General features: G+C 61.9%; 21 protein-coding genes and 1 tRNA gene. 19 read left to right on the top strand and 3 right to left on the bottom strand.

The genetic code is table 11. The annotated features are described in order from the left end of the window. Positions 1–170 precede the first annotated feature (170 nt). From M1D88_RS05675 to M1D88_RS05765, 19 genes are all read left to right on the top strand, one after another. Positions 171–1,277, top strand: a complete 1,107-nt coding sequence (locus M1D88_RS05675; RefSeq protein ID WP_458113592.1) for a BMP family lipoprotein — start codon at positions 171–173, stop codon at positions 1,275–1,277. 200 nt (positions 1,278–1,477) lie between these two features. Continuing rightward, the gene (locus tag M1D88_RS05680; protein WP_458113593.1) at positions 1,478–3,079 is read left to right on the top strand and encodes an ABC transporter ATP-binding protein; all 1,602 of its coding nucleotides are present in this window, start codon (positions 1,478–1,480) and stop codon (positions 3,077–3,079) included. Next, positions 3,072–4,475, top strand: a complete 1,404-nt coding sequence (locus M1D88_RS05685; protein ID WP_458113594.1) for an ABC transporter permease — start codon at positions 3,072–3,074, stop codon at positions 4,473–4,475. Before M1D88_RS05680 ends, M1D88_RS05685 begins: the two co-directional genes overlap by 8 nt. Beyond that, positions 4,472–5,785 carry an ABC transporter permease gene (locus M1D88_RS05690; protein WP_458113595.1) on the top strand — a complete coding sequence of 438 codons (1,314 nt, stop codon included), beginning with the start codon at positions 4,472–4,474 and terminating at the stop codon, positions 5,783–5,785. The genes M1D88_RS05685 and M1D88_RS05690 overlap by 4 nt, the downstream gene beginning before the upstream one ends. A gap of 5 nt (positions 5,786–5,790) precedes the next feature. Continuing rightward, the gene (locus M1D88_RS05695; RefSeq protein WP_458113596.1) at positions 5,791–6,195 is read left to right on the top strand and encodes a cytidine deaminase; all 405 of its coding nucleotides are present in this window, start codon (positions 5,791–5,793) and stop codon (positions 6,193–6,195) included. Further along, on the top strand, positions 6,192–7,514 hold the full coding sequence (locus M1D88_RS05700; protein ID WP_458113597.1) for a thymidine phosphorylase: 1,323 nt from the start codon (positions 6,192–6,194) through the stop codon (positions 7,512–7,514). Before M1D88_RS05695 ends, M1D88_RS05700 begins: the two co-directional genes overlap by 4 nt. 37 nt (positions 7,515–7,551) lie before the next feature. Continuing rightward, the gene (locus tag M1D88_RS05705) at positions 7,552–8,205 is read left to right on the top strand and encodes a DedA family protein (RefSeq protein WP_458113598.1); all 654 of its coding nucleotides are present in this window, start codon (positions 7,552–7,554) and stop codon (positions 8,203–8,205) included. Positions 8,206–8,421: 216 nt separating this feature from the next. Continuing rightward, positions 8,422–9,150 (top strand): DedA family protein, encoded by a 729-nt coding sequence (locus M1D88_RS05710; protein WP_458113599.1) that lies wholly within the window; start codon positions 8,422–8,424, stop codon positions 9,148–9,150. Positions 9,151–9,189: 39 nt separating this feature from the next. After that, a complete protein-coding gene (locus M1D88_RS05715) occupies positions 9,190–10,332 on the top strand; it encodes an adenosine deaminase (RefSeq protein WP_458113600.1) in 1,143 nt (380 codons plus the stop codon). Positions 10,333–10,348: 16 nt separating this feature from the next. After that, entirely contained in the window at positions 10,349–11,047 is a 699-nt protein-coding gene (locus tag M1D88_RS05720; RefSeq protein ID WP_458114441.1) for a MazG family protein, read from the top strand. A 120-nt stretch (positions 11,048–11,167) separates the two neighbouring features. Continuing rightward, positions 11,168–12,448 carry a phosphopyruvate hydratase gene (eno, locus tag M1D88_RS05725; protein WP_458113601.1) on the top strand — a complete coding sequence of 427 codons (1,281 nt, stop codon included), beginning with the start codon at positions 11,168–11,170 and terminating at the stop codon, positions 12,446–12,448. A 178-nt stretch (positions 12,449–12,626) separates the two neighbouring features. Continuing rightward, on the top strand, positions 12,627–13,331 hold the full coding sequence (locus tag M1D88_RS05730; protein WP_458113602.1) for an FtsB family cell division protein: 705 nt from the start codon (positions 12,627–12,629) through the stop codon (positions 13,329–13,331). A 107-nt stretch (positions 13,332–13,438) separates the two neighbouring features. Then, positions 13,439–14,107, top strand: a complete 669-nt coding sequence (locus tag M1D88_RS05735) for a DUF501 domain-containing protein (RefSeq protein WP_458113603.1) — start codon at positions 13,439–13,441, stop codon at positions 14,105–14,107. Next, positions 14,104–15,051: a Ppx/GppA phosphatase family protein gene (locus M1D88_RS05740; protein WP_458113604.1), complete on the top strand. Its 948-nt coding sequence runs from the start codon at positions 14,104–14,106 to the stop codon at positions 15,049–15,051. The genes M1D88_RS05735 and M1D88_RS05740 overlap by 4 nt, the downstream gene beginning before the upstream one ends. An 86-nt stretch (positions 15,052–15,137) precedes the next feature. Next, positions 15,138–16,529 (top strand): S8 family serine peptidase, encoded by a 1,392-nt coding sequence (locus tag M1D88_RS05745; RefSeq protein WP_458113605.1) that lies wholly within the window; start codon positions 15,138–15,140, stop codon positions 16,527–16,529. A 34-nt stretch (positions 16,530–16,563) separates the two neighbouring features. Further along, complete coding sequence (locus tag M1D88_RS05750) at positions 16,564–18,027, top strand: NAD(P)/FAD-dependent oxidoreductase (protein WP_458113606.1); 1,464 nt, start codon at positions 16,564–16,566, stop codon at positions 18,025–18,027. Positions 18,028–18,162: 135 nt separating this feature from the next. Further along, entirely contained in the window at positions 18,163–19,107 is a 945-nt protein-coding gene (locus tag M1D88_RS05755) for an N-acetyltransferase (protein ID WP_458113607.1), read from the top strand. A 20-nt stretch (positions 19,108–19,127) separates the two neighbouring features. After that, a tRNA-Leu gene (locus M1D88_RS05760) sits at positions 19,128–19,201 on the top strand. A 482-nt stretch (positions 19,202–19,683) separates the two neighbouring features. After that, complete coding sequence (locus M1D88_RS05765; protein ID WP_458113608.1) at positions 19,684–21,033, top strand: ABC transporter substrate-binding protein; 1,350 nt, start codon at positions 19,684–19,686, stop codon at positions 21,031–21,033. A 224-nt stretch (positions 21,034–21,257) separates the two neighbouring features. On the opposite strand, the gene M1D88_RS05770 is transcribed toward M1D88_RS05765, so the two are convergent. The 3 genes from M1D88_RS05770 to M1D88_RS05780 are packed head-to-tail and all read right to left on the bottom strand — an operon-like array spanning position 21,258 to position 24,129. Further along, positions 21,258–22,031: an ABC transporter ATP-binding protein gene (locus M1D88_RS05770; RefSeq protein WP_309106198.1), complete on the bottom strand. Its 774-nt coding sequence runs from the start codon at positions 22,029–22,031 to the stop codon at positions 21,258–21,260. Then, positions 22,028–23,164, bottom strand: coding sequence for an ATP-binding cassette domain-containing protein (locus tag M1D88_RS05775; protein ID WP_458113609.1), 1,137 nt, complete (start codon positions 23,162–23,164; stop codon positions 22,028–22,030). Before M1D88_RS05775 ends, M1D88_RS05770 begins: the two co-directional genes overlap by 4 nt. Continuing rightward, positions 23,161–24,129: a branched-chain amino acid ABC transporter permease gene (locus tag M1D88_RS05780; RefSeq protein WP_458113610.1), complete on the bottom strand. Its 969-nt coding sequence runs from the start codon at positions 24,127–24,129 to the stop codon at positions 23,161–23,163. Before M1D88_RS05780 ends, M1D88_RS05775 begins: the two co-directional genes overlap by 4 nt.

The following is a 24,129-nucleotide window of genomic DNA, read 5'->3' on the forward strand; positions in this document are numbered from 1 at the left end:
GCGTCCAGCATGGGCCAGGACGTGTTCCAGGACACTAAAGTTGCTTGTATCAGTGCGCTACGGCGCAGTGCTGCGAACCCATCAGTGAAAACAGAATTTCAGTGTGGAGCATTAGAAACGGACACTCATTGAACCGTCGTAGCGCCTATCTCTTTTTTCCTGGAGGAACATTGAAGAACTCACTGCGTGCAACCGTCAAGCGCGGTTCCATGGTTGGCGTTGCCACCGCAGGTGCGGCCGCTCTCCTGCTGACGGCTTGCGGGGCTCCCCCTGAAGCGGGGGGCCCGACTGCCACGACCAGCGATTACGCCGGCTGTATCGTGTCAGACTCCGGTGGATTCGACGACCAATCTTTCAACCAGTCCTCGTACGAGGGCTTGAAGAAAGCCGAAGCAGACCTGGGCATCAAGGTCAACCAGGTTGAATCCAAGACCAACAATGACTTCGAGCCGAACCTCAACGCCATGGTCACGGCAGGCTGCGACCTCACCCTCACGGTCGGATTCCTCCTGGGCGACGCCACGAAGAAGATCGCCACCGCCAACCCGGACAGCCACTTCGCCATTATCGACTTCAACTACACCCCGGCCATCAGCAACGTCAAGCCGATCATCTACGACACCGCGCAGGCGGCGTTCTTGGCCGGCTACCTGGCTGCCGGAACCACGAAGACCGGAACAGTTGCGACCTTCGGCGGCATCAAGATCCCCACCGTCACCATCTTCATGGACGGCTACGCCGACGGCGTGAAGTACTACAACGAACAGAAGGGCAAGGACGTGAAGGTCCTTGGCTGGGACAAGGCAGCCCAGGACGGCAGCTTTACCGGTGACTTCGAAAAGCAGGACAAGGGCAAGCAGCTGACCCAGAACTTCCTGGATCAGGGTGCGGACATCGTCATGCCCGTCGCGGGTCCTGTCGGTAAGGGCGCTGGTGCTGCGCTGAAGGAAGCCAAGGCCGCAGGCAAGGACGTCAAACTCATCTGGGTTGACTCTGACGGCTTCCGCACCGCTCCTGATTACAAGGACATCATGCTGACTTCCGTGATGAAGCAGATGGGTGATGCTGTCGAGACCGTGGTGAAGGAAGACAAGGAAGGCACGTTCTCCAACACCCCGTACGTCGGCACCCTGGCTAACAATGGCGTCCAGCTTGCTCCCTTCCATGACCTGGAATCGGCCGTCCCGGCAGAGCTGAAGACGGAACTGGAACAGATCAAGAAGGACATTGTGGACGGCAAGCTGAAGGTGGAGTCCACCGCCAGCCCCAAGGTCTGATCCCAACGCCCTGATCCCAACGCAAGGCGCCGCCACCCGGACAGTTACGACTGGACGGGCGGTGGCGCTTTTCGTTGGCATTCTCCTTTTTTCGTTGTGCATGGCTTGGCTCCGCCCACAGCGGCAGGTACTAGGCTGATGCTGCAGCCACATATCCCGTCCGGCCAGAAGCGCCGGACGCTTCGAGATTGGTCAGAGTTTTGAAACTTGAACTCAAGGGGATTACCAAACGCTTTGGCTCCCTGCTAGCCAACGATCACATTGATGTGGTTGTTGAACCCGGTCAGATCCACTGCCTGTTGGGTGAGAACGGCGCCGGCAAGTCCACCCTGATGAACGTCCTCTACGGTTTGTACGAGCCCACCGACGGCGAAATCCTCATTGACGGAAAACCCGTCAGCTTCCGCGGGCCAGGAGACGCCATGGCCGCCGGCATCGGTATGGTGCACCAGCATTTTATGCTGGTGCCTGTTTTTACAGTTGCCGAAAACGTCGCACTGGGCGCCGAAGCCACCAAAGCGGGTGGCTTCCTGAACCTGGACGATACGCGGCGGAAAATCAAGGAAATCTCTGACCGCTACGGGTTCGACGTCGATCCTGACGCCCTCGTGGAAGACCTCCCCGTGGGCGTCCAGCAACGCGTCGAAATCATCAAGGCCCTGGTCCGCGATGCAAAGGTCCTCATCCTGGATGAGCCGACGGCGGTGCTCACCCCGCAGGATACCGACGAACTGCTTGACATCATGCGCCAGCTCAAGAGCGGCGGCACTTCGATCGTCTTTATCTCGCACAAGCTCCGGGAAGTGAAGGCAGTCTCTGACACCATCACGGTGATCCGGCGAGGCAAGGTGGTGGGAACTGCTCCTCCTGGGGCTTCAACCACTGAGCTGGCTTCCATGATGGTGGGCCGCTCCGTGAGCCTCACGCTGGACAAGGAGCCGGCCAGCCCCCAGGAAACCACTTTCGAAGTCCGGAACCTCACCGTGATTGCCCCCAGCGGGCAGCACGTGGTGGACGGAATCAGTTTCAGCATCGCCCGGGGCGAGATCCTTGCCGTGGCCGGTGTCCAGGGCAACGGCCAAACGGAACTCACCGAAGCGATTCTGGGCCTGCAGGAGCGGGTCCAAGGATCCATCCTGCTCGACGAGAAGGAACTCCTTGGCCGCAGCGTCAAGGAAGTGCTCCAGGCCGGCGTCGGATTCGTTCCCGAGGACCGGAAAGTGGACGGACTGATCGGCACCTTCTCCATCGCCGAGAACCTGGTACTGGACCTCTACGATCAGTCTCCCTTCGCCAAAGGAATCGGCATGAGCCCGGCCAAGGTCCTGGAGAACGCCACGTCCAGGATTGGGGAATTCGATATTCGCACCCCGTCCGGAGCTTTGGCCGCCGGCACCTTGTCCGGCGGAAACCAGCAGAAGGTGGTCATGGCGCGCGAGCTGTCGCGTCCGCTTCGTCTTTTCATCGCCTCCCAGCCCACCCGTGGTGTGGACGTAGGCTCCATTGAATTCCTGCACCGGCGAATCGTCACCGAACGCGACAACGGCACTCCGGTCATGATCGTGTCCACTGAACTGGATGAGGTCATGGAGCTGGCAGACCGGATTGCAGTGCTTTACAAGGGCAAGCTGGTGGGGATTGTTCCAGCCGGCACCAGCAGGGACGTGCTGGGCCTGATGATGGCAGGTCTTTCTCCCGATGAGGCAGCCCACGCCGATCGCGCCCATCATCATGGATCACCGGATGATGGATCATCTTCTGAACCCTCCACCTCCCGCGCCGAAGGAGGCGACCATGTCTGAGAAACACAAACACGTGGCGGACAACCATTCGAAGAAGCCGACGAAGTCAACAGACGCCGAGAATTCCGACAACGCCGCTGATGCGCCGGCCCCCGCGGAGGACACAGCCGCTGCCGTATCACTGGACACGGCCGGCGGCGCGATGGGCCCTTCAGCGGTGCCCGTGTCTGCCCAGAGTGGAACGCTGCCCGGCGGACCTGACACCCTCCTCCGTAAGATTTTCACCGGCAGCGGGATGGTTTCCCTCCTGGCCGTTCTCCTGGCGCTGATCCTGGGCGGTTTGCTCATTGCCAGTACGGACAAGCAGGTGGGAGCCACAGCCACCTACCTTTTCGCCCGGCCCAGTGATTTCCTCCTGGCGGTCTGGAATGCAGCCACACGTTCGTATGTCGCCCTGTTCCAAGGGTCAGTGTTCAACCCCCGGGGGAACACGGCTGCTGCCCAGTTCGCGCCGTTCATGGAGACCCTCACCATAGCGACGCCGCTGATCACGGCAGGCTTGGGTGTGGCACTTGCTTTCCGCGCCGGCCTGTTCAACATCGGTGCCCAGGGACAGATCATCATGGCAGGTATCCTTGCGGCCTGGGTCGGCTTCGCGCTGCATCTGCCGCTGGGCCTGCATCTGCTGCTGGTCCTCGTGGCGGGCATTATCGGCGGTGCCATCTGGGGAGGCCTGGTGGGTTACCTCAAAGCACGCACCGGTGCCCACGAAGTGATTCTGACCATCATGTTCAACTACATAGCGCTGTACTTCCTCCGGTACCTGCTGAATACCCCCGCATTTCAGCGTCCGGGGGAGACCAACCCTATTTCCCCCATCCTCGATCCAACGGCCGTCTATCCGCAGATTTTTGGCACGCAGTACCGGCTCCACCTCGGCTTTGTCCTTGCCATCGCGGCCACTGTACTGGTGTGGTGGCTCCTTAACCGCTCCACCATCGGCTTCGAATTCCGGGCAGTTGGCGCCAACCCCAAGGCCGCACTGACTGCAGGAATCAACGTTCCACGCGCCACCATCCTTGTGATGGCCCTCGCCGGGGCCTTGGCTGGCATGTCCGGTGTGGCCCAGGTAGCGGGAACGGAGAAGGTCCTCACCGACGGGGTCGCGGCCACCTATGGTTTTGATGCCATCACTGTGGCGCTGTTGGGGCGTTCGACGCCGTGGGGGACCTTCGCAGCTGGCCTGCTGTTCGGCGCCTTCCGCGCAGGCGCAGTCCAGATGCAGATCCAAACCGGAACCCCTATCGACATTGTCCTGGTGGTCCAGTCGCTCATCGTCCTGTTCATCGCCGCCCCGCCGCTGGTGCGGGCCGTCTTCGGGTTGAACCCGCGGCGGAAGAAAACGGCTACCGCCGGTAAGTCCACAACGGCAGCCACCACCGGAGGTGCAGCATGAGCACAACAACCACAGCACCAAAGCCAGGAACCCCGCAGCCGGGCTCTACCCGGATCCAGGGCTCCTCAGCCAAACCGGTCACCTGGAAAATCCCCATTCTGCTGGCGGCGCTGGGCCTCGTGGCCTTTGTGTTCTTTGGAGTCATGGGTCCCAACCAGACCGCAAAGTTCGGGATCTCCTCGGCGGGCGACTTCTTCCAGCTGCCAGTCATCGAAGTGCCGGCGTTCCTTGCGGGCATTGTGCTGTCCGTGGTCCTTCTCGGCCTGGCCGGATATGCGGTGTATCTGAAGACGAGGAACCAGTCCGCCCCGCGGTGGCTTCCCATTGCGTTCATCGTCGTCTTTGTCGTGGCCTTCCTGATCTGGCTGGTGGGAGGCGCGCGCACGCCGAACATTTCCCTTGCCGGTTTGATCGCCGGATCCGTGACGCTAGCCGTTCCGCTGGTCTTCGGCTCGCTGTCAGGCGTCTTGTGTGAGCGGGTCGGCGTGGTGAATATCGCTATCGAGGGACAACTGCTCGGCGGTGCCTTCACGGCCGCCATCGTCGCAAGCATTACCAAGAACCCCTTTATCGGACTCCTGGCCGCGGCCATTGCCGGCGCCGTCGTCTCCATGGTCCTTGCCCTGTTCAGCATCAAATACCTCGTCAACCAGATCATCGTCGGTGTGGTGCTGAACGTCCTGGTGTCCGGACTGACCGGATTTATGTTCAGCACGGTGATGCAGGCCGACCCGGAGCAGTTCAACTCGCCGGACAGGCTGCCTATTGTGGACATCCCGGTGCTCTCCAGCATTCCCCTGATCGGGCCCATCCTCTTCAGGCAATCCGTGGTTGGCTACCTCATGTACATTGCGGTGATCGTGGTGTGGATTGGATTGTTCAAGACGAAGTGGGGCCTCCGGGTCCGTGCGGTGGGTGAACATCCGGAAGCAGCTGACACCATGGGCATCAAAGTCAACGCCACCCGATTCTGGAACGTCACCCTCGGCGGAGCGATCGCCGGTATCGGCGGCTCGTTCTTTACCCTTGTGGCCATCGACAGCTTCACCAAGGAGATCTCCGGCGGGCGCGGCTTCATCGCCCTGGCTGCCCTGATCTTCGGGCGATGGAACCCCATCGGAGCCTTCTTTGCCGCATTGCTGTTCGGTTTTGCCGACAACCTGCAAAGCATCGTGACCATCATCGGTACCCCCGTGCCGAGCCAGTTCATGGCCATGCTGCCGTACCTGGTAACCGTGCTGGCCGTGGCCGGGTTGGTGGGTCGCTCCAGACCACCTGCGGCCAGCGGCATTCCGTACGTCAAGGGTTGACGGGGATGACCGCCACGGAAGTCGACTGGCAGGCTTTGGAGGCTGCCGCCGTCGCTGCCATGAACAATGCCTATGTCCCCTATTCAAAGTTCCCGGTGGGAGCTGCGGCCCTTACCTCGGATGGCCGGATCGTCAGCGGCTGCAATGTGGAAAACGCCAGTTACGGCCTGACCCTGTGCGCTGAATGTTCGTTGGTGGGCAACCTGCACATGAGCGGAGGCGGCCTGCTGCGTGCCTTTTATTGCGTGGACGCCGACGGCCAGGTGCTCATGCCGTGCGGGCGATGCCGCCAGTTGCTCTATGAGTTCCGCGCACCGGACATGGAACTAATGACCACCCAGGGAATCAGGACAATGGACCAGGTGCTTCCCGATGCATTTGGTCCCCAACACTTGGAGGAAACCCGGTGACACTCACCCCAAACAAAACTGAAGCGTTCGACGCCGTCGACATCATCCGCATCAAGCGGGACAAGGGTGTGCTCAGCCCGGAACAGATCGACTGGACCATCGACGCTTATACCCGGGGCGCCATTGCCGATGAGCAGATGGCGGCACTGAATATGGCCATCCTGCTCAACGGCATGGACCGGGCGGAAATTTCCCGCTGGACTGCCGCCATGATCGCCTCAGGCGAGCGGATGGACTTCTCGGCACTGCGGCGTCCCGACGGCGGCGTGAAGGCTACCAGCGACAAGCACTCCACGGGTGGCGTGGGGGACAAGATCACCCTTCCGCTCGCACCGCTTGTTGCTGTGTTCGGCGTCGCCGTACCGCAGCTCTCCGGCCGTGGGCTGGGCCACACCGGCGGCACCCTTGACAAGCTCGAATCCATTCCGGGCTGGCGTGCCGCGCTCAGCAACGAGGAAATGATGGCCCAGCTACAGGACGTGGGAGCCGTGATTTGTGCAGCCGGTGCCGGCCTCGCCCCTGCGGACAAGAAGCTGTACGCCCTGCGGGACGTGACCGGAACGGTGGAAGCCATTCCGCTCATTGCCTCCTCCATCATGAGCAAGAAGATCGCGGAAGGTACGGGCTCACTGGTACTCGACGTCAAAGTGGGCAGCGGGGCCTTTATGAAGGACGAGGAACGGGCCCGCGAACTGGCCGAAACCATGGTCGCCCTGGGCAAGGACGCAGGCGTCAACACGGTGGCCCTGCTGACCAACATGAATACGCCGTTGGGTCTGACGGCAGGCAACGCAATCGAAGTAGAGGAATCGGTCGAGGTGCTTGCAGGCGGTGGTCCGGACGACGTCGTCGAACTGACCGTGAGGCTTGCCGAGGAGATGCTCGCCTGCGCCGGCATCCACGATGCCGATCCGCGGGCAGCCCTGAAGGACGGCCGGGCCATGGACGTCTGGAACCGCATGATCGAGGCGCAGGGAGGGGATCCCCGTGCGGCGCTTCCGGTGGCCAAGGATTCAGAAGTGATTTACGCGCCTGCCGACGGCGTGCTGGTGGAACTTGATGCCTTGGCTGTGGGGGTAGCCGCATGGCGCCTGGGTGCAGGCCGGGCCCGCAAGGAGGATCAGGTCCAGGCCGGTGCCGGTGTTCGAATGCATGCAAAACCGGGTGCGACGGTGAGGGCAGGAGAGCCGCTGATGACACTGCTGACAGATACCCCGGAAAAATTTGCACGGGCCAAGGAAGCCCTCGAACACGCTGTAACCATCGCCCCCGATGGTTCCCGGCCGGCACAGCAGCTCATTATTGACCGCATAGCATAAGCAGAAGCGAACACGTCCCGGCGGCCATTAGGAAACTGTGCAGGAAATCAACGACTTCATTCTCGCGGCGGCCGGGCAGCCCTGGGTCCTGTTCCTGGTGCTGGCATGTTGCCTGATTGATGGGTTTTTCCCACCCATACCCAGCGAATCCGTGGTGGTTGGCCTTGCTGCTGTTGCGGCCACGGCGGATGTCCCCAATCCTTGGCTCCTCGCCGTGGTCGCAGCACTCGGGGCGTTCCTGGGCGACAATATCGCCTACTTGATCGGCCGGGGCGTGGGAACGAACCGCTGGAGGTGGATGCGTGGCCGCCGAATGCAGAAGGCCTTCCGCTGGGCCGGGCTTGAGCTCAGGAAACGGCCTGCCTCACTGATCCTCGTGGCCCGGTTCATTCCCATAGGCCGTGTGGCAGTCAATCTCACCGCCGGAGCCACACGCTTCGCGCACCTGCGCTTCGTGCTTCTCACCGTGATGTCAGCAATCCTGTGGGCCGCTTACTCCGTAGGAATCGGCCTGTTTTTCGGGCAATGGTTCGAGGACAACCATCTGCTTGGGGCCGTTATCGCCATCATCTGCGCGGTCGGTCTCGGCATTGTGGTGGACCTCGTGATCAGCAGGCTGCGCGGCAAGCTGCCGGAAGAGCCGGATGAAGAATCCGGTGAGCGTGAGGCATCGCGCGAAGCGGGCGCTTGAGGATGAGTCCCCAAGCTGGTTTTCAGCCTTGGGAGGTAGTTTTTGTTGCTGGAATATCAGCCCATGAGTGGATACTTCCAGTCGGTAGATAAAGATACGCTCAAAGTGGTGTTTTCCCCGGTCGGGGCGTAGCGAACGACGCCCCGGCCGTGGGACACTGAAGAGCGATTTCCATCACATGTAGCTGCGAGATTTTTCGTCTAGGAGAACCACCGCGTGGAGTTTATTAATGAGGCCGTGCTCCATGCGGCGGGACAGTGGTGGATCTACCCTGTATTGCTTCTGTTTTTCTTCGTTGACGGCTTCGCCATGGTTGTCCCCAGTGAGACCCTTATCGTGGCGCTCGCGGCCTTCTCCCGGCACAGCGGGGAACCCAATCTCTGGATCCTTGGGGCGACCGCCCTGGTTGGAGCCATCGCCGGCGACAATATGGCTTTCCTCCTGGGGCGGAAGATCGGCCTGGAACGCTGGAAGTGGATGCGCCGGGCGAAGGTCCAAAAGGCGTTCGGCTGGGCGCGCTACGAACTTGAAAAACGCGGCGCTGTCCTGATCTTCACGGCAAGGTACATCCCATGGGGGCGGGTGGCGGTCAACTACGTAGCCGGGAGTACCGGTTTTGCGCACCGCCGCTTTTTCCTGCTGGACGCCTTCGCCTGCATCACCTGGGTGGGCTACTCAATCGGGATCGGCATCCTGGCAAGCTCGTTCCCCTGGCTCCACCACAATCCGCTGCTTAGCGCCGGAATTGCGGTGGTGTTCGCCATCGTGCTGGGAATCCTCATCGACCACGTGCTGCGCTGGTGGCACAAGCACCTCGCACGCAATGATGCCGAAGTGGTTGATGAGTGGCTGGACGGCGGTCCTGCCGGCGCGCAAACCCTGGAATCCGGATCTTCTCCCATCCTCGCCTCTACCGCAGTGGACGCAGAAGCAAGCGGAACGTAGCGGCTGGCATTAGCTGGCCGCCAACCCTAAGGTTGGAACGTGACTGAGCCTATCCTTGACGCTGCCCCTGCCCTCGACTTCGACCTGAAGAGCCTTCCCAAGGTCTCCCTGCATGACCACCTGGATGGCGGATTGCGCCCGTCCACGATTATTGAACTGGCCAACGAAGTGGGGCACACCCTGCCCACAACCGATCCTGTGGCGCTCGGCGAGTGGTTCCGGGAGTCCGCTGATTCGGGCTCCCTTGTCCGCTACCTGGAAACCTTCGACCACACTGTTGCGGTCATGCAGACCAAAGACGGCCTGTTCCGGGTCGCCAAGGAGTTCGTCGAGGATCTGGCGGACGACGGAGTCGTGTACGGCGAAGTGCGCTGGGCACCTGAGCAGCACCTTCAGAAGGGTTTGACCCTGGACGAGACCGTTGAGGCGGTCCAGGCCGGCCTTGAGGCCGGCGTGGACGCCGTTGCTGAAAGCGGCCGCGACATCCAGGTAGGCCAGCTCATCACAGCCATGCGCCATGCTGACCGTGGCCAGGAAATCGCCGAACTTGCCGTGCGGCACCGGGACAATGGCGCGGTCGGCTTCGACATCGCCGGAGCAGAGGACGGCTTTCTGCCATCACGTTTCAAGGATGCCTTCACCTATCTGGCTGAGAACAACTTCCCGGCCACCGTCCACGCCGGCGAGGCCGCAGGACTGGAAAGCATCCAGTCCGCGCTGGTGGATGGCCGGGCCCTCCGCCTGGGCCACGGTGTACGCATTGCCGAGGACATCATGGTTGAGTTCGAAGACGCGGAAGATGCCTCGGACGACGACAACGTGGGCCTCGTGACCCTTGGTAACCTCTCAAGTTGGGTCCGGGACCGCGGCATCGCCTTGGAAATCTGCCCCTCCTCCAACCTGCAGACGGGCGCTATCGCAGGTTTCGGTGACGACCTCGACAGCCATCCGCTGGACATGCTTTACCAGCTGGGCTTCAACGTCACCATCAACACCGACAACCGCCTCATGAGCGGGGTAACGCTCACCGATGAGTTTGAACTCCTGGTTGAGACGTTCGATTACGACCTCGATGACCTGCTTGAACTGACCCTCAACGCCGCCGAGGCCGCCTTCCTGCCTCTCGAAGAGAAAGAAGCCCTCGTCGAATACATCAACCACGCCTACGCCAACCTTGCCTGATAGCGGCGGATCCGTGATGGACGCCGGTCTTCCTGAAAGCAAAGGAACTCCCGTTGCAGAACTGATTGCCGTCGTCGCAGCCCTCCGGGAGCACTGCCCGTGGATGGGGGCGCTGACCCACGAGTCGCTCGTGGAGTATCTGCTGGAGGAAGCCTTTGAGGTCGCCGAGACCATTGAGACGGACGCTGATGAGGCCGAGCTCCAAGGCGAACTGGGCGATGTCCTCCTGCAGGTTGTGCTCCACGCCCGCTTGGCCCAGGAACGCGATGTCTTCGACTTCGACGACGTCGTCCGCAGCATCACGGGCAAGATGATCCGCCGCAACCCGCACGTTTTCCGTCCGGACGGTAGTCTCCAGGACACCTTCCCGGCCACGGTGGCCGAGATCGTGCAGAAATGGGATGCCGTTAAAAGGGCGGAAAAGCCGGCAGGCACGGGTGTCTTCGAAGGCATCCCGCTCGCTTTACCCGCTCTTGCCCGCGCCCAGAAAGCACTGGACCGGGCAGAGCGGGCGGGACTGGACACACCAGCAGTGCCGCCTGTGAAGTTGAGTGAATTAATGCCTGCGGCCGCGCCTGCCGGGTACTCCGAAAAAGAGCTCGGCGAGCTCCTTTTTGGTCTTGTGGCGCGGGCTCGGGCCCACGGTCTGGACGCCGAACGCGCCCTGCGTGGGGCCGTGCGCGAATTCCAGGAACGCCACGGCTCGCCTTCATGACGTCAAGGTGCCGGAGAGGTTTCCGTAACCTGTACCACTCTCGACTACGCTTGTCCTGACGAGTACGTCGAGTTTTCAGCTAGATTCCCAGTAAATCGCTTCACCATAAGGAGCATATTCATGGCGCTTATCGATGCCATCCACGCCCGCGAGATCCTCGATTCCCGCGGCAACCCGACAGTAGAAGTTGAAGTTCTGCTTTCCGACGGCCAGATCGGCCGCGCAGCAGTTCCGTCCGGTGCCTCCACCGGCGAGCACGAGGCCGTCGAACTCCGCGACGGAGACAAGGGCCGTTACCTCGGCAAGGGCGTCCAGAAGGCCGTCGACGCCGTCATCGACCAGATCGCTCCTGCGCTGATTGGCTTCGACGCCACGGACCAGCGCAGCATCGACCAGGCCATGATCGACCTGGACGGTACGCCCAACAAGAGCAAGCTCGGCGCTAACGCCATCCTGGGCGTTTCCCTGGCCGTTGCCAACGCTGCTGCGGCGTCTGCGGACCTGCCCCTCTACAAGTACCTCGGCGGACCCAACGCGCACGTTCTGCCCGTGCCGCTGATGAACATCCTCAACGGTGGCTCCCACGCCGATTCCGACGTCGACATCCAGGAATTCATGGTTGTCCCGCTGGGCGCGGAGACCTTCTCGGAGGGCCTGCGCTGGGGCGTTGAGGTGTACCACGCACTCAAGGCCGTCCTCCAGGAAAAGGGCCTCGCCACCGGCCTGGGCGACGAAGGCGGCTTTGCGCCGAACCTTCCGTCCAACCGCGCTGCCCTGGACCTGATTCAGGAAGCAATTAAGAACGCTGGCTACACCCCGGGTGTGGACATCGCTCTGGCCCTGGACGTCGCCTCCTCCGAGTTCTTCACCGACGGTGCTTACCAGTTCGAGGGCAAGTCCCTGACCTCGGCTGAAATGAGCGCCTACTACGCCGAGCTCGTTGCCGACTACCCGCTCGTTTCCATCGAGGACCCGCTGGATGAGAACGACTGGGAGGGCTGGAAGACACTGACCGATTCGATCGGTTCCAAAGTCCAGCTCGTGGGTGATGACCTCTTCGTCACCAACCCGGTACGCCTCCAGCAGGGCCTGGACACCAGCACGGCAAACTCGCTGCTGGTTAAGGTCAACCAGATCGGTTCACTGACCGAAACCCTCGACGCCGTGTCCCTCGCCCAGCGCGCAGGTTACACCACCATCACCTCGCACCGCTCAGGCGAGACGGAGGACACCACCATCGCTGACATCTCCGTCGCCACCAACGCCGGTCAGATCAAGACAGGCGCGCCTGCGCGTTCGGAGCGTGTTGCCAAGTACAACCAGCTGCTGCGCATCGAAGAAGAACTCGACGACGCCGCACGCTACGCCGGCCGCAGCGCCTTCCCGCGTTTCAAGGGCTAGTAGCCGCAAAATCGCCTGACCGGTGGCTATGGTTGAAAAGACCATGGCCACCGGTTTTTTTAACCGGGAAGGCAGTCAGGCCCGACAGGAGCCGGCAAGAGCAACAAACAGCAAAGCAAGAGCAGCAACCCGCCCGCAAGGACCCCGCCCGCAAGGACAAGGGCATTACAGGAGTGTCATGGCAACCCGACGTCCCAAGGTTCCCAGGATCACCACTGCGGCCCCCACAGCGGAAGGGACCGACGGCGGCGATGTCATTCAGGCGAATTTCGGTTCTACGATCCCAGGGACGAAGCCTGGTTCGGCAAGCCTGGGAGTGCTGGCAGACGAGCGTCAGAAGTCTGCTGCTAAAGCCACCAGCGATAGATCGGGAACGGCCAGAGCCGCAGCTGAGAAGACCGGCACCGCCAAGAGTGGCACGGCCAAATCCGGCACCGCCAAGAGTGGCCCACTCCAGCCGGGCGAGCGGGATGGCGACGACTCTGTGGATCCTGTCCCCGCGCGGGCGTTTTCCGGCCGGTTCCTGGCGCTGGCAGTGGTGATGATAGCCATCACCGTGATGCTGGCTCCAACAGTGAAGATCTGGTTTGAAAAGTCAGCCGAAATAGCGGCCCTCGAAGCGGACATCGCCGCACGCAAGGCAGAGCAAAACAGCCTCAAGCAGCAGGTGTCCCGGTGGCAGGATCCCAACTATGTCAAACAGCAGGCCCGGGACCGCATTAACATGGTTATGCCAGGTGAGACGGGCTACTGGGTTTTTGGCAGCGATCAGCCTGCCGTAACGAGCAGTGGCCAAGCCGGTGCAGGATCAGCAGAAGACCCCGCCAACCTGCCATGGGTGGATGCCCTCTGGGAGTCCATCCGGCGGTCGGCAACAGACTAGAAGCAGAACCGCCATTGGAATGTTCTTGGGACATTCCCCGCCGGGAAGGAAAGCGGCAGCCCGGTGGAATTGAGCGCGCGGAATTGAAAGCAGTGGAACGGAAAGCAGTGGAAACGAATGCAGCGGCCTCGCCCGAGGAACTCCGCCAGCCGTCAGAAAAGGATCTTGACGTCCTCAGCCGCCAGCTCGGCCGGCCGGTACGGGACGTTGTCGAGATCCCGGCGCGCTGCGTCTGTGGCAACCCCCTGGTGGCAGCCACCGCACCCCGGCTCAGCAACGGAACCCCGTTTCCCACCACGTTCTACCTGACACATCCGGTGATCACCGCCGCGGTATCCCGGCTCGAGGCCGCTGGCTTGATGACCACGATGAACGAGCGGCTAGCAGAGGACACGCTCCTCGCAGAGCGGTACCAGTCAGCCCATGAGGCCTACCTGCGCTCCCGGAACGAGATCGGTGCACGCTGCGGAATCGGCGCGGTACCGGAGATCGACGGCGTTTCAGCAGGCGGAATGCCCACCCGCGTCAAATGCCTCCATGTCCTGGTGGGCCACTCCCTGGCCGCAGGCCCCGGTGTGAATCCGCTCGGTGACGAAGCCCTGGCCGCCATCGCCGAATGGTGGACGACCGACCGTTGCTACTGCGATGGAGCCTGGGATACCGCCGGCGAGACGCCCTCACGCGAACTAAGCCGTCACGGCCCCCAGGGCTTGCCTGACATCGTGGGCCGCCCAGCCCCTGTACGCGGCCCGGCCGCACAAAAGGATCTCCCATGACCCGTGTAGCGGCCGTTGACTGCGGTACCAATTCAATCCGCCTTCTGATCGCTGACGCCGCACGCCAGGACGGCACGTTCGCCCTGACCGATGTGGTGCGGGAAATGCGGGTGGTTCGGCTCGGCCAAGGGGTTGATGCCACGGGGGAGTTGGCGCAGGAAGCGCTTGATCGGACCTTCGCTGCGGCGGCAGACTACGCGTCGATGATCAGGGACAAGGGGGCCAGCCACGTCAGATTCGTGGCTACGTCCGCCACCAGGGATGCTGCGAACCGACAGGTCTTCGTTGACGGTATCCGCGAGCTTCTTGGCGTCGAGCCAGAAGTCATCTCAGGAGATGAAGAGGCGGCGCTGTCCTTTGCGGGCGCCAGCAGCGTATTGCCCTCCAGGGGTCAGGATCCTGTATTGGTGGTGGACCTCGGCGGCGGAAGCACGGAGTTTGTGCTCGGCGATGTCTCCGGGGTGATTGCCGCGAAATCAGTGGATATCGGCTGTGTCAGGATGACAGAACGGCACCTGCTCACCGACCCGCCAACAGCCGAAGAAATCGCGGCGGCGGAAGCCGACGTCGACGCCGCCATCAGCCAAGCGGCCCTGATCGTTCCCCTCGAACGTACTGCCGTCGTCGTCGGCGTTGCCGGCTCTATCACCACGATCACCGCGCACGCATTGCGGTTGCCTGCTTACTCACCGGCAGCCATCCATGGCACTGAACTGAGCATCACGGTCATCCGGGAGGCGGCCAGCGACCTGCTGCGAATGACACGTGCGGAAAGGGCGGCCTTGCCCTACATGCACCCGGGCCGTGTTGACGTTATCGGGGCCGGTGCACTGGTGTGGCGCCGCGTCCTGGAACGGATGGCGGAGGTCACCGATGGGCGCATCAGCACGGCCGTCAGCAGCGAACACGATATTCTCGACGGAATTGCCCTCAGTGCCCTCTAGATCAAGCCCTCCGTGCGACGCCCGCCCCTGACCCGGAGCATCTGAAGACCGCCCGTGCAGCCTGACGTACAGCCGATTGGACCAGAATGACCAGAGCAACAGCCCGGTACCGCCGGACCGCCTCCGCACTCATGGCTGTGGCCCTCGCAGGCGGCAGCCTGACCACAGCCCTGGTTGCGGCGCCGGTGGCACATGCCGATAGTTGGCGGGACAAGCAGTACTGGCTGGCCGAATCCGGCATCACGAAGGCCTGGGAGGTTTCCAAGGGCGCCAACGTGAAGGTAGCCGTGATCGACAGCGGCGTGGACGCCGAGCACCCGGACCTCAAGGGAGTGGTTTCGGGTGGCTCTGATGCCTCCGGCGCCGGGAGCCCGGATGGACGGAAAAGCATCGGAGCGAAGCCTGAACACGGGACGCTGGTCGCCACGATGCTGGCAGGCCGTGGACACCAGCCCAAGGATTCAACCGCTAAGCCGACCAGCGGACCGGAACCCGCAACCGGCCCCGACGGGATTGTCGGGGTCGCTCCTGAAGCTCAGATTCTTTCAGTCTCCACCTGGCTCGGTTCGACAAACCCGGGTGGCAGGACTGACCAGGAGCAGATTCCGGACGCAGTCCGGTGGGCGGTGGACAACGGGGCACAGGTCATCAACATCTCGCTTGGCAGCACTTCACCCCAGTGGCCCCAGAGCTGGGACGCGGCCTTCCTCTATGCGGAGCAAAAGGACGTTGTCATTGTTGCAGCGGCCGGAAACCGGGTGGGAGGAAACGTGCAGGTCGGAGCACCTGCCACCATCCCCGGGGTGCTCACGGTGGCCGGATTGGACCGTAAGGGTTTGGCCAGCGTCGATTCGTCCTCACAAGGCATCAGCATAGGCGTGGCTGCCCCCGCTGAAGACCTGCTCGGTGGCATGCCGGGTGGCGGCTATGCGGAATGGGCTGGAACATCGGGGGCGACGCCGATTGTTGCCGGTGTTGCCGCGCTGATCCGTTCCAAGTGGCCGGAGATGAGCGCGAAGCAGGTGATCAACCGCATCGTCACTACGGCGAAAGACGCAGGTGTCCCGGGCAAAGATCCCATCTACGGGTTTGGAGTCCTGAACGCTGAGGCGGCGCTGAAAGCCAACGTGCCGGAGGCCGCTGTTAACCCGTTGGGCACCATTTCAGACTGGATTCGTGTACACCGAAGGGGAGGCGAGGCGCCTGCTGCCCCTGTTCCGAACGAGAGCCCCACGAGCGCTGCTCCCACGCTTCCCGAAGCCACGGTGCCTGCAGCAGAAGCGCCTTCCTCGGGGGAGGCCGTCCTTCCCGCTCTGGTAGTCGTGGGCTTCGGGTTGCTGTTCCTCGCCATCATCGGCGCCGGGACTTTCCAGTTCCTGCGGGCCTACAGGAATCCCATTAAGGCGCCGGAAGAGCCTGATACAGGAGTCCTTGAAGCTGTTCCATCCAGTCAGCGGACAAGTGCAGGACCTAGTTAGTGAAGATTTTCACAAAGTACTGTATTCTTGAAACATGGCATCCACCCCACAGCTCCAGGACCGTCCCAGGGTACTCGTCGTCGGCGGCGGGTACGTCGGCCTGTACGTAGCCCTCAAACTGCAGAAGAAGATCGCGAATGCCGGTGGCATCGTCACCCTCGTTGATCCGCTGCCTTACATGACGTACCAACCGTTCCTGCCGGAGGTCGCCGGCGGAAACATCGAGGCACGCCATGCCGTTGTTTCCCACCGCCAGCACCTCAAGCAGACCGAGCTGATCCAGGGCCGTGTCGTCTCCGTTGATCACGCCAACCGGACGGCCGTTGTGGCGCCGGCAGATGGCGGCGCCAACTTTGAAGTTCCTTACTTCGACGTCGTTGTTGCGGCAGGTGCCATTACGCGCACCTTCCCGATCAAGGGACTCGCTGACAAGGGGATCGGCCTCAAGACCATCGAGGAAGCTGTTGCACTCCGCAACAAGGTTCTAGAGCGGATCGAAGCCGCCTCCGTAATGACTGACCCTGCCGAGCGCGCCCGGGCCCTCACCTTCGTGGTTGTGGGCGGTGGCTTCGCAGGCATTGAGTGCATCACTGAGATGGAAGATCTGGCCCGCGCAGCCGTCCGGAACAACCCGCGCATCAGCCAGGACGAAATCCGCTTCGTGCTTGTCGAAGCCATGGGCCGAATCATGCCCGAGGTCACGGAAAAGCAGGCCGAGTGGGTAGTGGAGCACCTCCGCAGCCGCGGCATCGAGGTGCTGCTGAACACTTCCCTTGACAACGCCGAGAGCGCCCTCAAGCTGATCAACCTGCCGGATAAGACGCTCGCGCAGGAATTCGAAGCTGACACCCTCGTCTGGACTGCAGGTGTGCAGGCAAACCCGATGGTCCGCTCCACCGATTTCCCCTTGGACGAGCGCGGACGTGTCCGCACGCTGCCGGACCTTCGCATCGCCGGAGATGAAGGCATTGTTGAAAACGCCTGGGCTGCCGGTGACGTCGCAGCTGTTCCTGACCTTTCCGGCGGGGGAGTGGGCGGCTTCTGCGTGCCCAACGCACAGCACGCGCTGCGTCAGGCCAAGCTGCTTGCCAAGAATCTGTGGGCCTCCCGGTGGGAGAAGCAGCTCAAGGACTACAAGCACAAGAACCTGGGCGCTGTGGCCGGTTTCGGTGAATGGAAGGGCGTTGCCAACATCAACCTGGTCGGCAGCATTGGCCTCAAGGGCGGACTCGCCTGGCTGGCGCACCGCGGCTACCACGGAATGGCGATGCCTACCTTTGAGCGCAAGTTCCGGGTCATCCTCAACTGGATCGTCGCCTTCTTTGTGGGCCGCGACACCACTCAACTGATCGACCTCGACAACCCGCGCGGGGCCTTCGTTGCGGCAGCCACACCGGCACCTAAGCCGGCCGCTGCCACCCCGCCGGAGATTCCCGCAGGCAAACAGGGATCTCCAGCGGCCAAGGCCAAGGAATCAGTTTCAGCGGAGAGCAAGTAACTGCACTGATACACACTGTGTAAAAGCACGACGGCGGCCGTTCCCTCTGGGGGGACGGCCGCCGTCGTGGTTAACCCGTCGGACACTGCCGTTTCAGCTGGCTTGCCGGGAAGGCGGTTTACGTAGACTGGCCTCATGACAGGCGAAAAAGACCTCCAGGCACTTCTGGCCACAATGCAGCCCGTTCTCCGGCAGGGCGACTATGTTTATGCTCTCTGGCCGCACGGCAAGCCATTGGGAGGCGGAATTGAAGCAGCTGTCCGGGAAGCCGAGGGCCTCACGGTCGTGCTGCCGCGTAGCGAGGCCGATGCGCAGGGACTGAAGTACGACTTCGTGGCATCCTGGATCACCCTCCAGGTGCACTCGGCCCTCGAAGCTGTGGGCCTTACGGCGGCCGTGAGCGCGGCCCTGACAGCAGCCAAGATCAGCTGTAACGTACTCGCCGGCTTCCACCACGATCACCTGCTGGTCCCTGTGGCCGACGCACCCCGAGCCATGGCAGTACTGGCCGAGCTGGCGGCTGAGAACGCCCATGTGCCGGCGCCCCAGCTGCTGCTGCGAGACGAGCAGCCGGAGGACCGGGAAGCGCTGCTGGAGCTCACTGCTGCGGCCTTCGCGGTGTCACCGGCTACGGGCATGCCGGTTGAAGGCGAGCCAATCGAGGTGGAGGTGCTGCGCCAGCTTTTCGATTGTGATGAATACCTGCCGCAGTTCAGCATCGTTGCCGAGCTCGACGGCGAAATTGTGGGCCACGTTATCAGCACCCGGGGTTGGGTTAATGACCTGGAGCTCCTGGGACTGGGCCCCATAGGCGTGGTACCGAAGCTGCAGCGGCATGGCATAGGCTCGGCGCTTATCCACGAGACTGTGGTCCGGGCCAATGCAGCGGGGGAATGGGGCATCGCACTGCTGGGAAGCCCCGTCTACTATGAGCGGTTCGGGTTTGTCCCATCAACCTCCCTTGGTATTGATCCGCCCAGCCCCGAGTGGGGTGACTACTTCCAGTTGCTGCCCCTGGCGGTCTGGCCTGGTGGCATCCATGGGACATTTCGGTATGCCGGGCCACTGGCACGCCTGTGACGGGATAACATTGACCGGGCGCCCCAGTAGCCCAATTGGCAGAGGCAGCGGACTTAAAATCCGCGTGTTGTGGGTTCGAGTCCCACCTGGGGCACTGGCCCGAAATCCCGGTAATTACTGGGATCTTCGGGCCTCCAGTCGGCCCTGGAGACCACGTACTCAGTTAAAGTTTACGAGCCGTTCTCTAAGCGCCACCAGAGGCAACCCGGTATCCGAGGCGCCTAGCATGGGGGCTCGTGGGCAATCGCATCATCTTCTTCCGCCAGGACGGGGTCAACTGTGTACGAAGCCGAGCAGCCGGACCCCTAGAGGGAAAGAAGGTTAGTCGGTCCACGTACGGCCAGGAACCCAAGGTCATCCAAGCGAGACCTGGACGACGCCCCTTATGGGCGCCCACTGTCCCTCACCGTGGCCCGTCATGCCCGTTAGGTTTCCCATAGGCAACGAGTGTTATAAGGATGTGACCGTAGTCACTTATCTTCGGGCCTAAATTGCACTAGCTTGAAAGTTAAACCCAGGAACACCTGGTAATTCGCATCAAAGGCCGTTCGCACCTTTCGATCGAGGAGATTCTAAATGATTGCAATTCCCCAGGCAGCGCCGCGGGTTGCTAAGCTCACAGCGCTTAGCTTCGGTGTCGCTCTTCTGGCTACGGCTTGTGGCGGTTCACCTACCCCCGGGTCGACAGAAACCACCACGGCTCCGTCCGCAGGGATCGCCTGCCCCGCAGGAGCAGGAGGCGGTACCACCACCCCGCCCGCGGCAACAGCCGGTTCCGTCCCTGCATCGACAACGACCACCGATACACCGTTGAAGATCGGCTCGCTCCTGCCGACGACGGGCAACCTGGCCTTCCTTGGCCCACCCGAAATTGCCGGTGTTAACCTCGGCATCCAGGAAGTCAATGCTGCCGGCGGTGTCCTTGGCAAGCCTGTAGAAGTTATCCACCGCGACTCCGGTGACACCAAGACCGATATCGCGACGCAGTCCACTTCGGCTCTGCTCGGCCAGGGAGTCAGCGCTATTGTCGGCGCAGCCTCATCGTCTGTCTCCAAGACGGTTATCAACCAGATCACCGGCGCGGGTGTCATCCACTTCTCGCCGGCGAACACCTCGCCTGACTTCACCACGTGGGATGACAAGGGCCTGTACTGGCGTACTGCGCCTTCTGACGTCCTGCAGGGCAAGGTCCTTGGAAACTACATGGCCACCTGTGGTGCCCAGACCGTGGGCATGATCGTCCTGAACGACGCCTATGGAACCGGCTTGCAGAAGAACGTCAAGGAAGCCTTCGAGGCAGCCGGCGGCAAGGTTGTTGCCGAAGAGCTGTACAACACGGGTGACTCCCAGTTCAGCAGCCAGGTTGACAAGGTCATCGCCGCGAAGCCGGATGCCATTGCTCTGATCACCTTCGACGAGGCAAAGAGCATCATTCCGCTTCTGACGGGCAAGGGTGTCAAGGCAAACCAGATGTTCCTTGTGGACGGCAACATGGCTGACTACAGCAAGGACCTGCAGCCGGGTACCTTGAAGGGCGCCCAGGGAACCATCCCTGGCACGTTCGCCAAGGAAGACTTCAAGAAGAAGCTGCTGGCCATCGATCCGGGCCTGAAGGACTACAGCTACTCCGGAGAGTCCTACGACGCCGTGAACCTGATCGCACTGGCCTCGGAAGCGGCCAAGAGCACCAACGGTGTGGAGATTGCCAAGCAGCTGAAGTCAGTCTCCGAAACCGGTGAAAAGTGCAGCGACTACCCATCGTGCGTCACGTTGCTTCGCGATGGCAAGGACATCGACTACGACGGCCAGTCCGGCCCCGTGACGTTCTCGGACGCTGGTGACCCGACAGAGGCCTACATCGGCATCTACGAGTACCAGGACGACAACAAGTACACACCCGTGAAGGAAGAATTCGGCAAGCTGTAAAGCCGAGCACTAACCGACACCATAGAAGGCCCTCGCCCAGGCAGATTCCACGCCTGGGACGGGGGCCTTCCTGTTGCCCGGGGACGACCGTGTGCGAAGTGAGGCCTGGCCGCCGAACGGTGTAAGGCGCGGCCGCCGTCCCGCAGTGTGGGTCTCCAAAGCAGAAGGGCCGCCACCGGTGGTGACGGCCCTTCTGCTTTGCGGTTTATCTGGTCAGATACTTCTTACTCCACTGTGTCAGCCAAGGTGCCCAGGTAGAGCTGGATAACCTTGGGATCCTTCATCAGTTCGCGGCCGGTACCCGTATAGGCGTCCTTCCCCTGGTCCAGGACATAGCCGCGGTCGCAGATCTGCAGGCAGCGGCGTGCGTTCTGCTCAACCATGATTACGGAGACACCCGCCCGGTTGATCTCGTGGACACGGAGGAACGTCTCGTCCTGCTTGACGGGGGAGAGGCCGGCAGAGGGCTCATCGAGCAGCAGTACAGCCGGTTCCATCATGAGTGCGCGCCCCATGGCAACCATCTGGCGTTCACCACCGGAAAGGGAGCCTGCACGCTGGGCCCGCCGCTTGCCCAGTTCAGGGAACAGGCTGGTTACGAACTCAAACCTTTTCGCGAAGTCCTTGGGCCGCTGGAACATGCCCATCTGCATGTTTTCCTCGATAGTGAGGGTGGCAAACACGTTGTTGTTCTGGGGCACAAAACCGACACCTTGGGTGACCAGCTTGTTCGCCTTGAGCCCAGTGATGTCCTGGCCCCGGACCACAACAGAGCCTGAATGGACCTTGACCAGTCCGAACATGGCCTTCAGAAGCGTGGACTTACCGGCGCCGTTGGGGCCGATGATGCCGATCAGCTCACCCTTACGGGCTTCGATGCTGCAGCCGTTGAGGATGTTTACGCCCGGAAGATAGCCGGCTACGAGGTCGGTAACCTTTACGACGACGTCATCTGTGGACGCCATTTGAGGTGACGTCGCTGCGCTGGTTGCACTCATTCTTTGTCCTTGTCTGTGCGGCCGGGATCAGCCATGCCTGACTCGGGGGAGTTGGGCTCATCGGCGGCCGGAGCCTGGTGGGCTTCGGGGCTGAGGTCGGGTTGTTCGGTGTCAGCCTCCCTGATCTTGGGCCCTACTGAATCAACCGCGATGATGCCGGCGTTTTCGGTACCCACGATGGATTCCTCGTCGGCTTCGAGTACTGCCTCCAGTTCCTTGATGCCTTCGGTGTCACCAAGATCCACATCGTGGTGGGCACCAAGGTAAGCATCGATAACAGCAGGGTTCTTCATCACTTCACCAGGGGGACCTTCGGCCACGATCTTTCCTTCGGCCATGACCACTACCCAGTCGGCGATGTGCCTGACCATGTTCATGTCGTGCTCCACGAACAGCACGGTCATGCCTTCGGCCTTGAGGTTCTTGATGTGGTCGAGCAGCGACTGGGTCAGGGCCGGGTTCACCCCGGCCATGGGCTCGTCCAACATGACCAGCCTGGGCCGGACCATCAAGGAACGGGCCATCTCCAGCAGCTTGCGTTGGCCGCCGGAGAGAGACGCTGCGTAATCGTCCTTTTTGGCGTCGAGCTTGAATTTCTCGAGCAAGGCGTCGGCCTGGGCGGTGAGTTCCTTCTCCCGACTGCCCCAAATTCCTTTGAACAGTGCCTTGGAGAGCCGTTCACCTGGCTGGTCAGCGCCACCAAGCCGCATGTTCTCCATGACAGTGAGCTTGCCCATGACCTTGGTGAGCTGGAAGGTGCGCACCATGCCCATGCGGGCCAGCTTGTACGAGGGCACGCCCTCAATGTTTTTGCCGTCAAACTGCCATTTTCCGGAATTCGGGGTATCGAAACCGGTGAGGAGGTTGAAGAGTGTGGTCTTCCCGGCCCCGTTGGGGCCGATGAGAGCCGTGATCTTGTGCCGCGGGATTTCGAGGTACTGGACGTCGACGGCGTTAATGCCCCCGAAGCTACGGGTCACGTTTTCCGCGACCACGATGGGATCCCTCTTCTTGCAGCCGGGGGCGATTTCACCTGCGGCAATCGGACTGGTATCCGTCATGTAGTCGACGCCTGCGGTGTTCTGCTTGGTGCTGCCTGCGGTGTTGCTTGTTGAATGTGCGCTGTGGCTCATGCGAACGCCAGCTCCTTCTTATTGCCAAAGACACCCTGGGGTCTGAAGATCATTAGCAGCATCAGGGCAATGCCAACCAGGATGTAACGCAGCTGCCCCGCCTGGACCGTGGTCAGCCAGGTCACTGCGCCGGATTCGATGAGACCGTAAAGGATGCCCTGGGTCAGGGACAGGACCACCCAGAAGATCATGGCGCCCACAACGGGCCCCAGGACCGTGGACATGCCGCCGAGCAGGAGGCAGGTCCAGAGGAAGAACGTGAGTTCAGTCCCGTAGTTGGCGGGCTGGACGGCGCCGCGGGGCAAGGTGAACACCATGCCAGCGAAGGCGCCCAGGATGCCACCAATGACCAGCGCCTGCATCTTGTAGGCGTAGACGTTTTTCCCTAGGGAACGGACGGCGTTCTCGTCTTCACGGATACCTTTAAGTACACGGCCCCAAGGGCTGCGCATCAGGAGCCAAACGAGCACGCAACACACGATAACCAAAGCCCAAGCGACTACCCGGATGAAGAAGTCACGATTGTTCATTCCCATGTAGGAACCCTCGGGGAATGGGTTCATTGCGTAGAAACCGCCTTCGAAAGCCCCGAGGCCGTCGGCTGATCCGGTCACTGCATCCAGCTGGTTGGTCGTAACGATGTAGCGCACAATTTCTGCTGCGGCAATGGTCACAATGGCCAGGTAGTCAGCCCGGAGCCGAAGGGTTGGGATACCCAGCAGCAGTGCAAAAAGCGAGGAACAGATGACGGCGATGAGCAGTCCTACAAAGAACGGCACGCCGAAGGTCAGTGTCGAGATGGCAAAGCCGTAGGCTCCCACCGCCATGAAGCCGGCCTGGCCGAAGTTCAGCAGGCCTGAGTAACCGAAATGGACGGCGAGACCGAGGGCGGCGAGGGCGTATGCCGCCGTCGTCGGAGTGAATAGCTCACTGAGGGCACTGGAAAAAATAAATCCGAAGTCCAT

The organism is Arthrobacter sp. R1-13 (genome assembly GCF_054161475.1).

Bases quoted from the DNA above. Each gene is read 5' to 3' on its own strand.
- M1D88_RS05685 (WP_458113594.1), top strand. From the start codon at position 3,072: ATGTCTGAGAAACACAAACACGTGGCGGACAACCATTCGAAGAAGCCG.
- M1D88_RS05775 (WP_458113609.1), bottom strand. From the start codon at position 23,164: ATGAGCCACAGCGCACATTCAACAAGCAACACCGCAGGCAGCACCAAG.
- M1D88_RS05745 (WP_458113605.1), top strand. From the start codon at position 15,138: ATGACCAGAGCAACAGCCCGGTACCGCCGGACCGCCTCCGCACTCATG.
- M1D88_RS05695 (WP_458113596.1), top strand. From the start codon at position 5,791: ATGACCGCCACGGAAGTCGACTGGCAGGCTTTGGAGGCTGCCGCCGTC.
- eno (WP_458113601.1), top strand. From the start codon at position 11,168: ATGGCGCTTATCGATGCCATCCACGCCCGCGAGATCCTCGATTCCCGC.
- M1D88_RS05740 (WP_458113604.1), top strand. From the start codon at position 14,104: ATGACCCGTGTAGCGGCCGTTGACTGCGGTACCAATTCAATCCGCCTT.
- M1D88_RS05770 (WP_309106198.1), bottom strand. From the start codon at position 22,031: ATGAGTGCAACCAGCGCAGCGACGTCACCTCAAATGGCGTCCACAGAT.
- M1D88_RS05765 (WP_458113608.1), top strand. From the start codon at position 19,684: ATGATTGCAATTCCCCAGGCAGCGCCGCGGGTTGCTAAGCTCACAGCG.
- M1D88_RS05730 (WP_458113602.1), top strand. From the start codon at position 12,627: ATGGCAACCCGACGTCCCAAGGTTCCCAGGATCACCACTGCGGCCCCC.
- M1D88_RS05720 (WP_458114441.1), top strand. From the start codon at position 10,349: ATGGACGCCGGTCTTCCTGAAAGCAAAGGAACTCCCGTTGCAGAACTG.
- M1D88_RS05750 (WP_458113606.1), top strand. From the start codon at position 16,564: ATGGCATCCACCCCACAGCTCCAGGACCGTCCCAGGGTACTCGTCGTC.
- M1D88_RS05780 (WP_458113610.1), bottom strand. From the start codon at position 24,129: ATGGACTTCGGATTTATTTTTTCCAGTGCCCTCAGTGAGCTATTCACT.
- M1D88_RS05690 (WP_458113595.1), top strand. From the start codon at position 4,472: ATGAGCACAACAACCACAGCACCAAAGCCAGGAACCCCGCAGCCGGGC.
- M1D88_RS05755 (WP_458113607.1), top strand. From the start codon at position 18,163: ATGACAGGCGAAAAAGACCTCCAGGCACTTCTGGCCACAATGCAGCCC.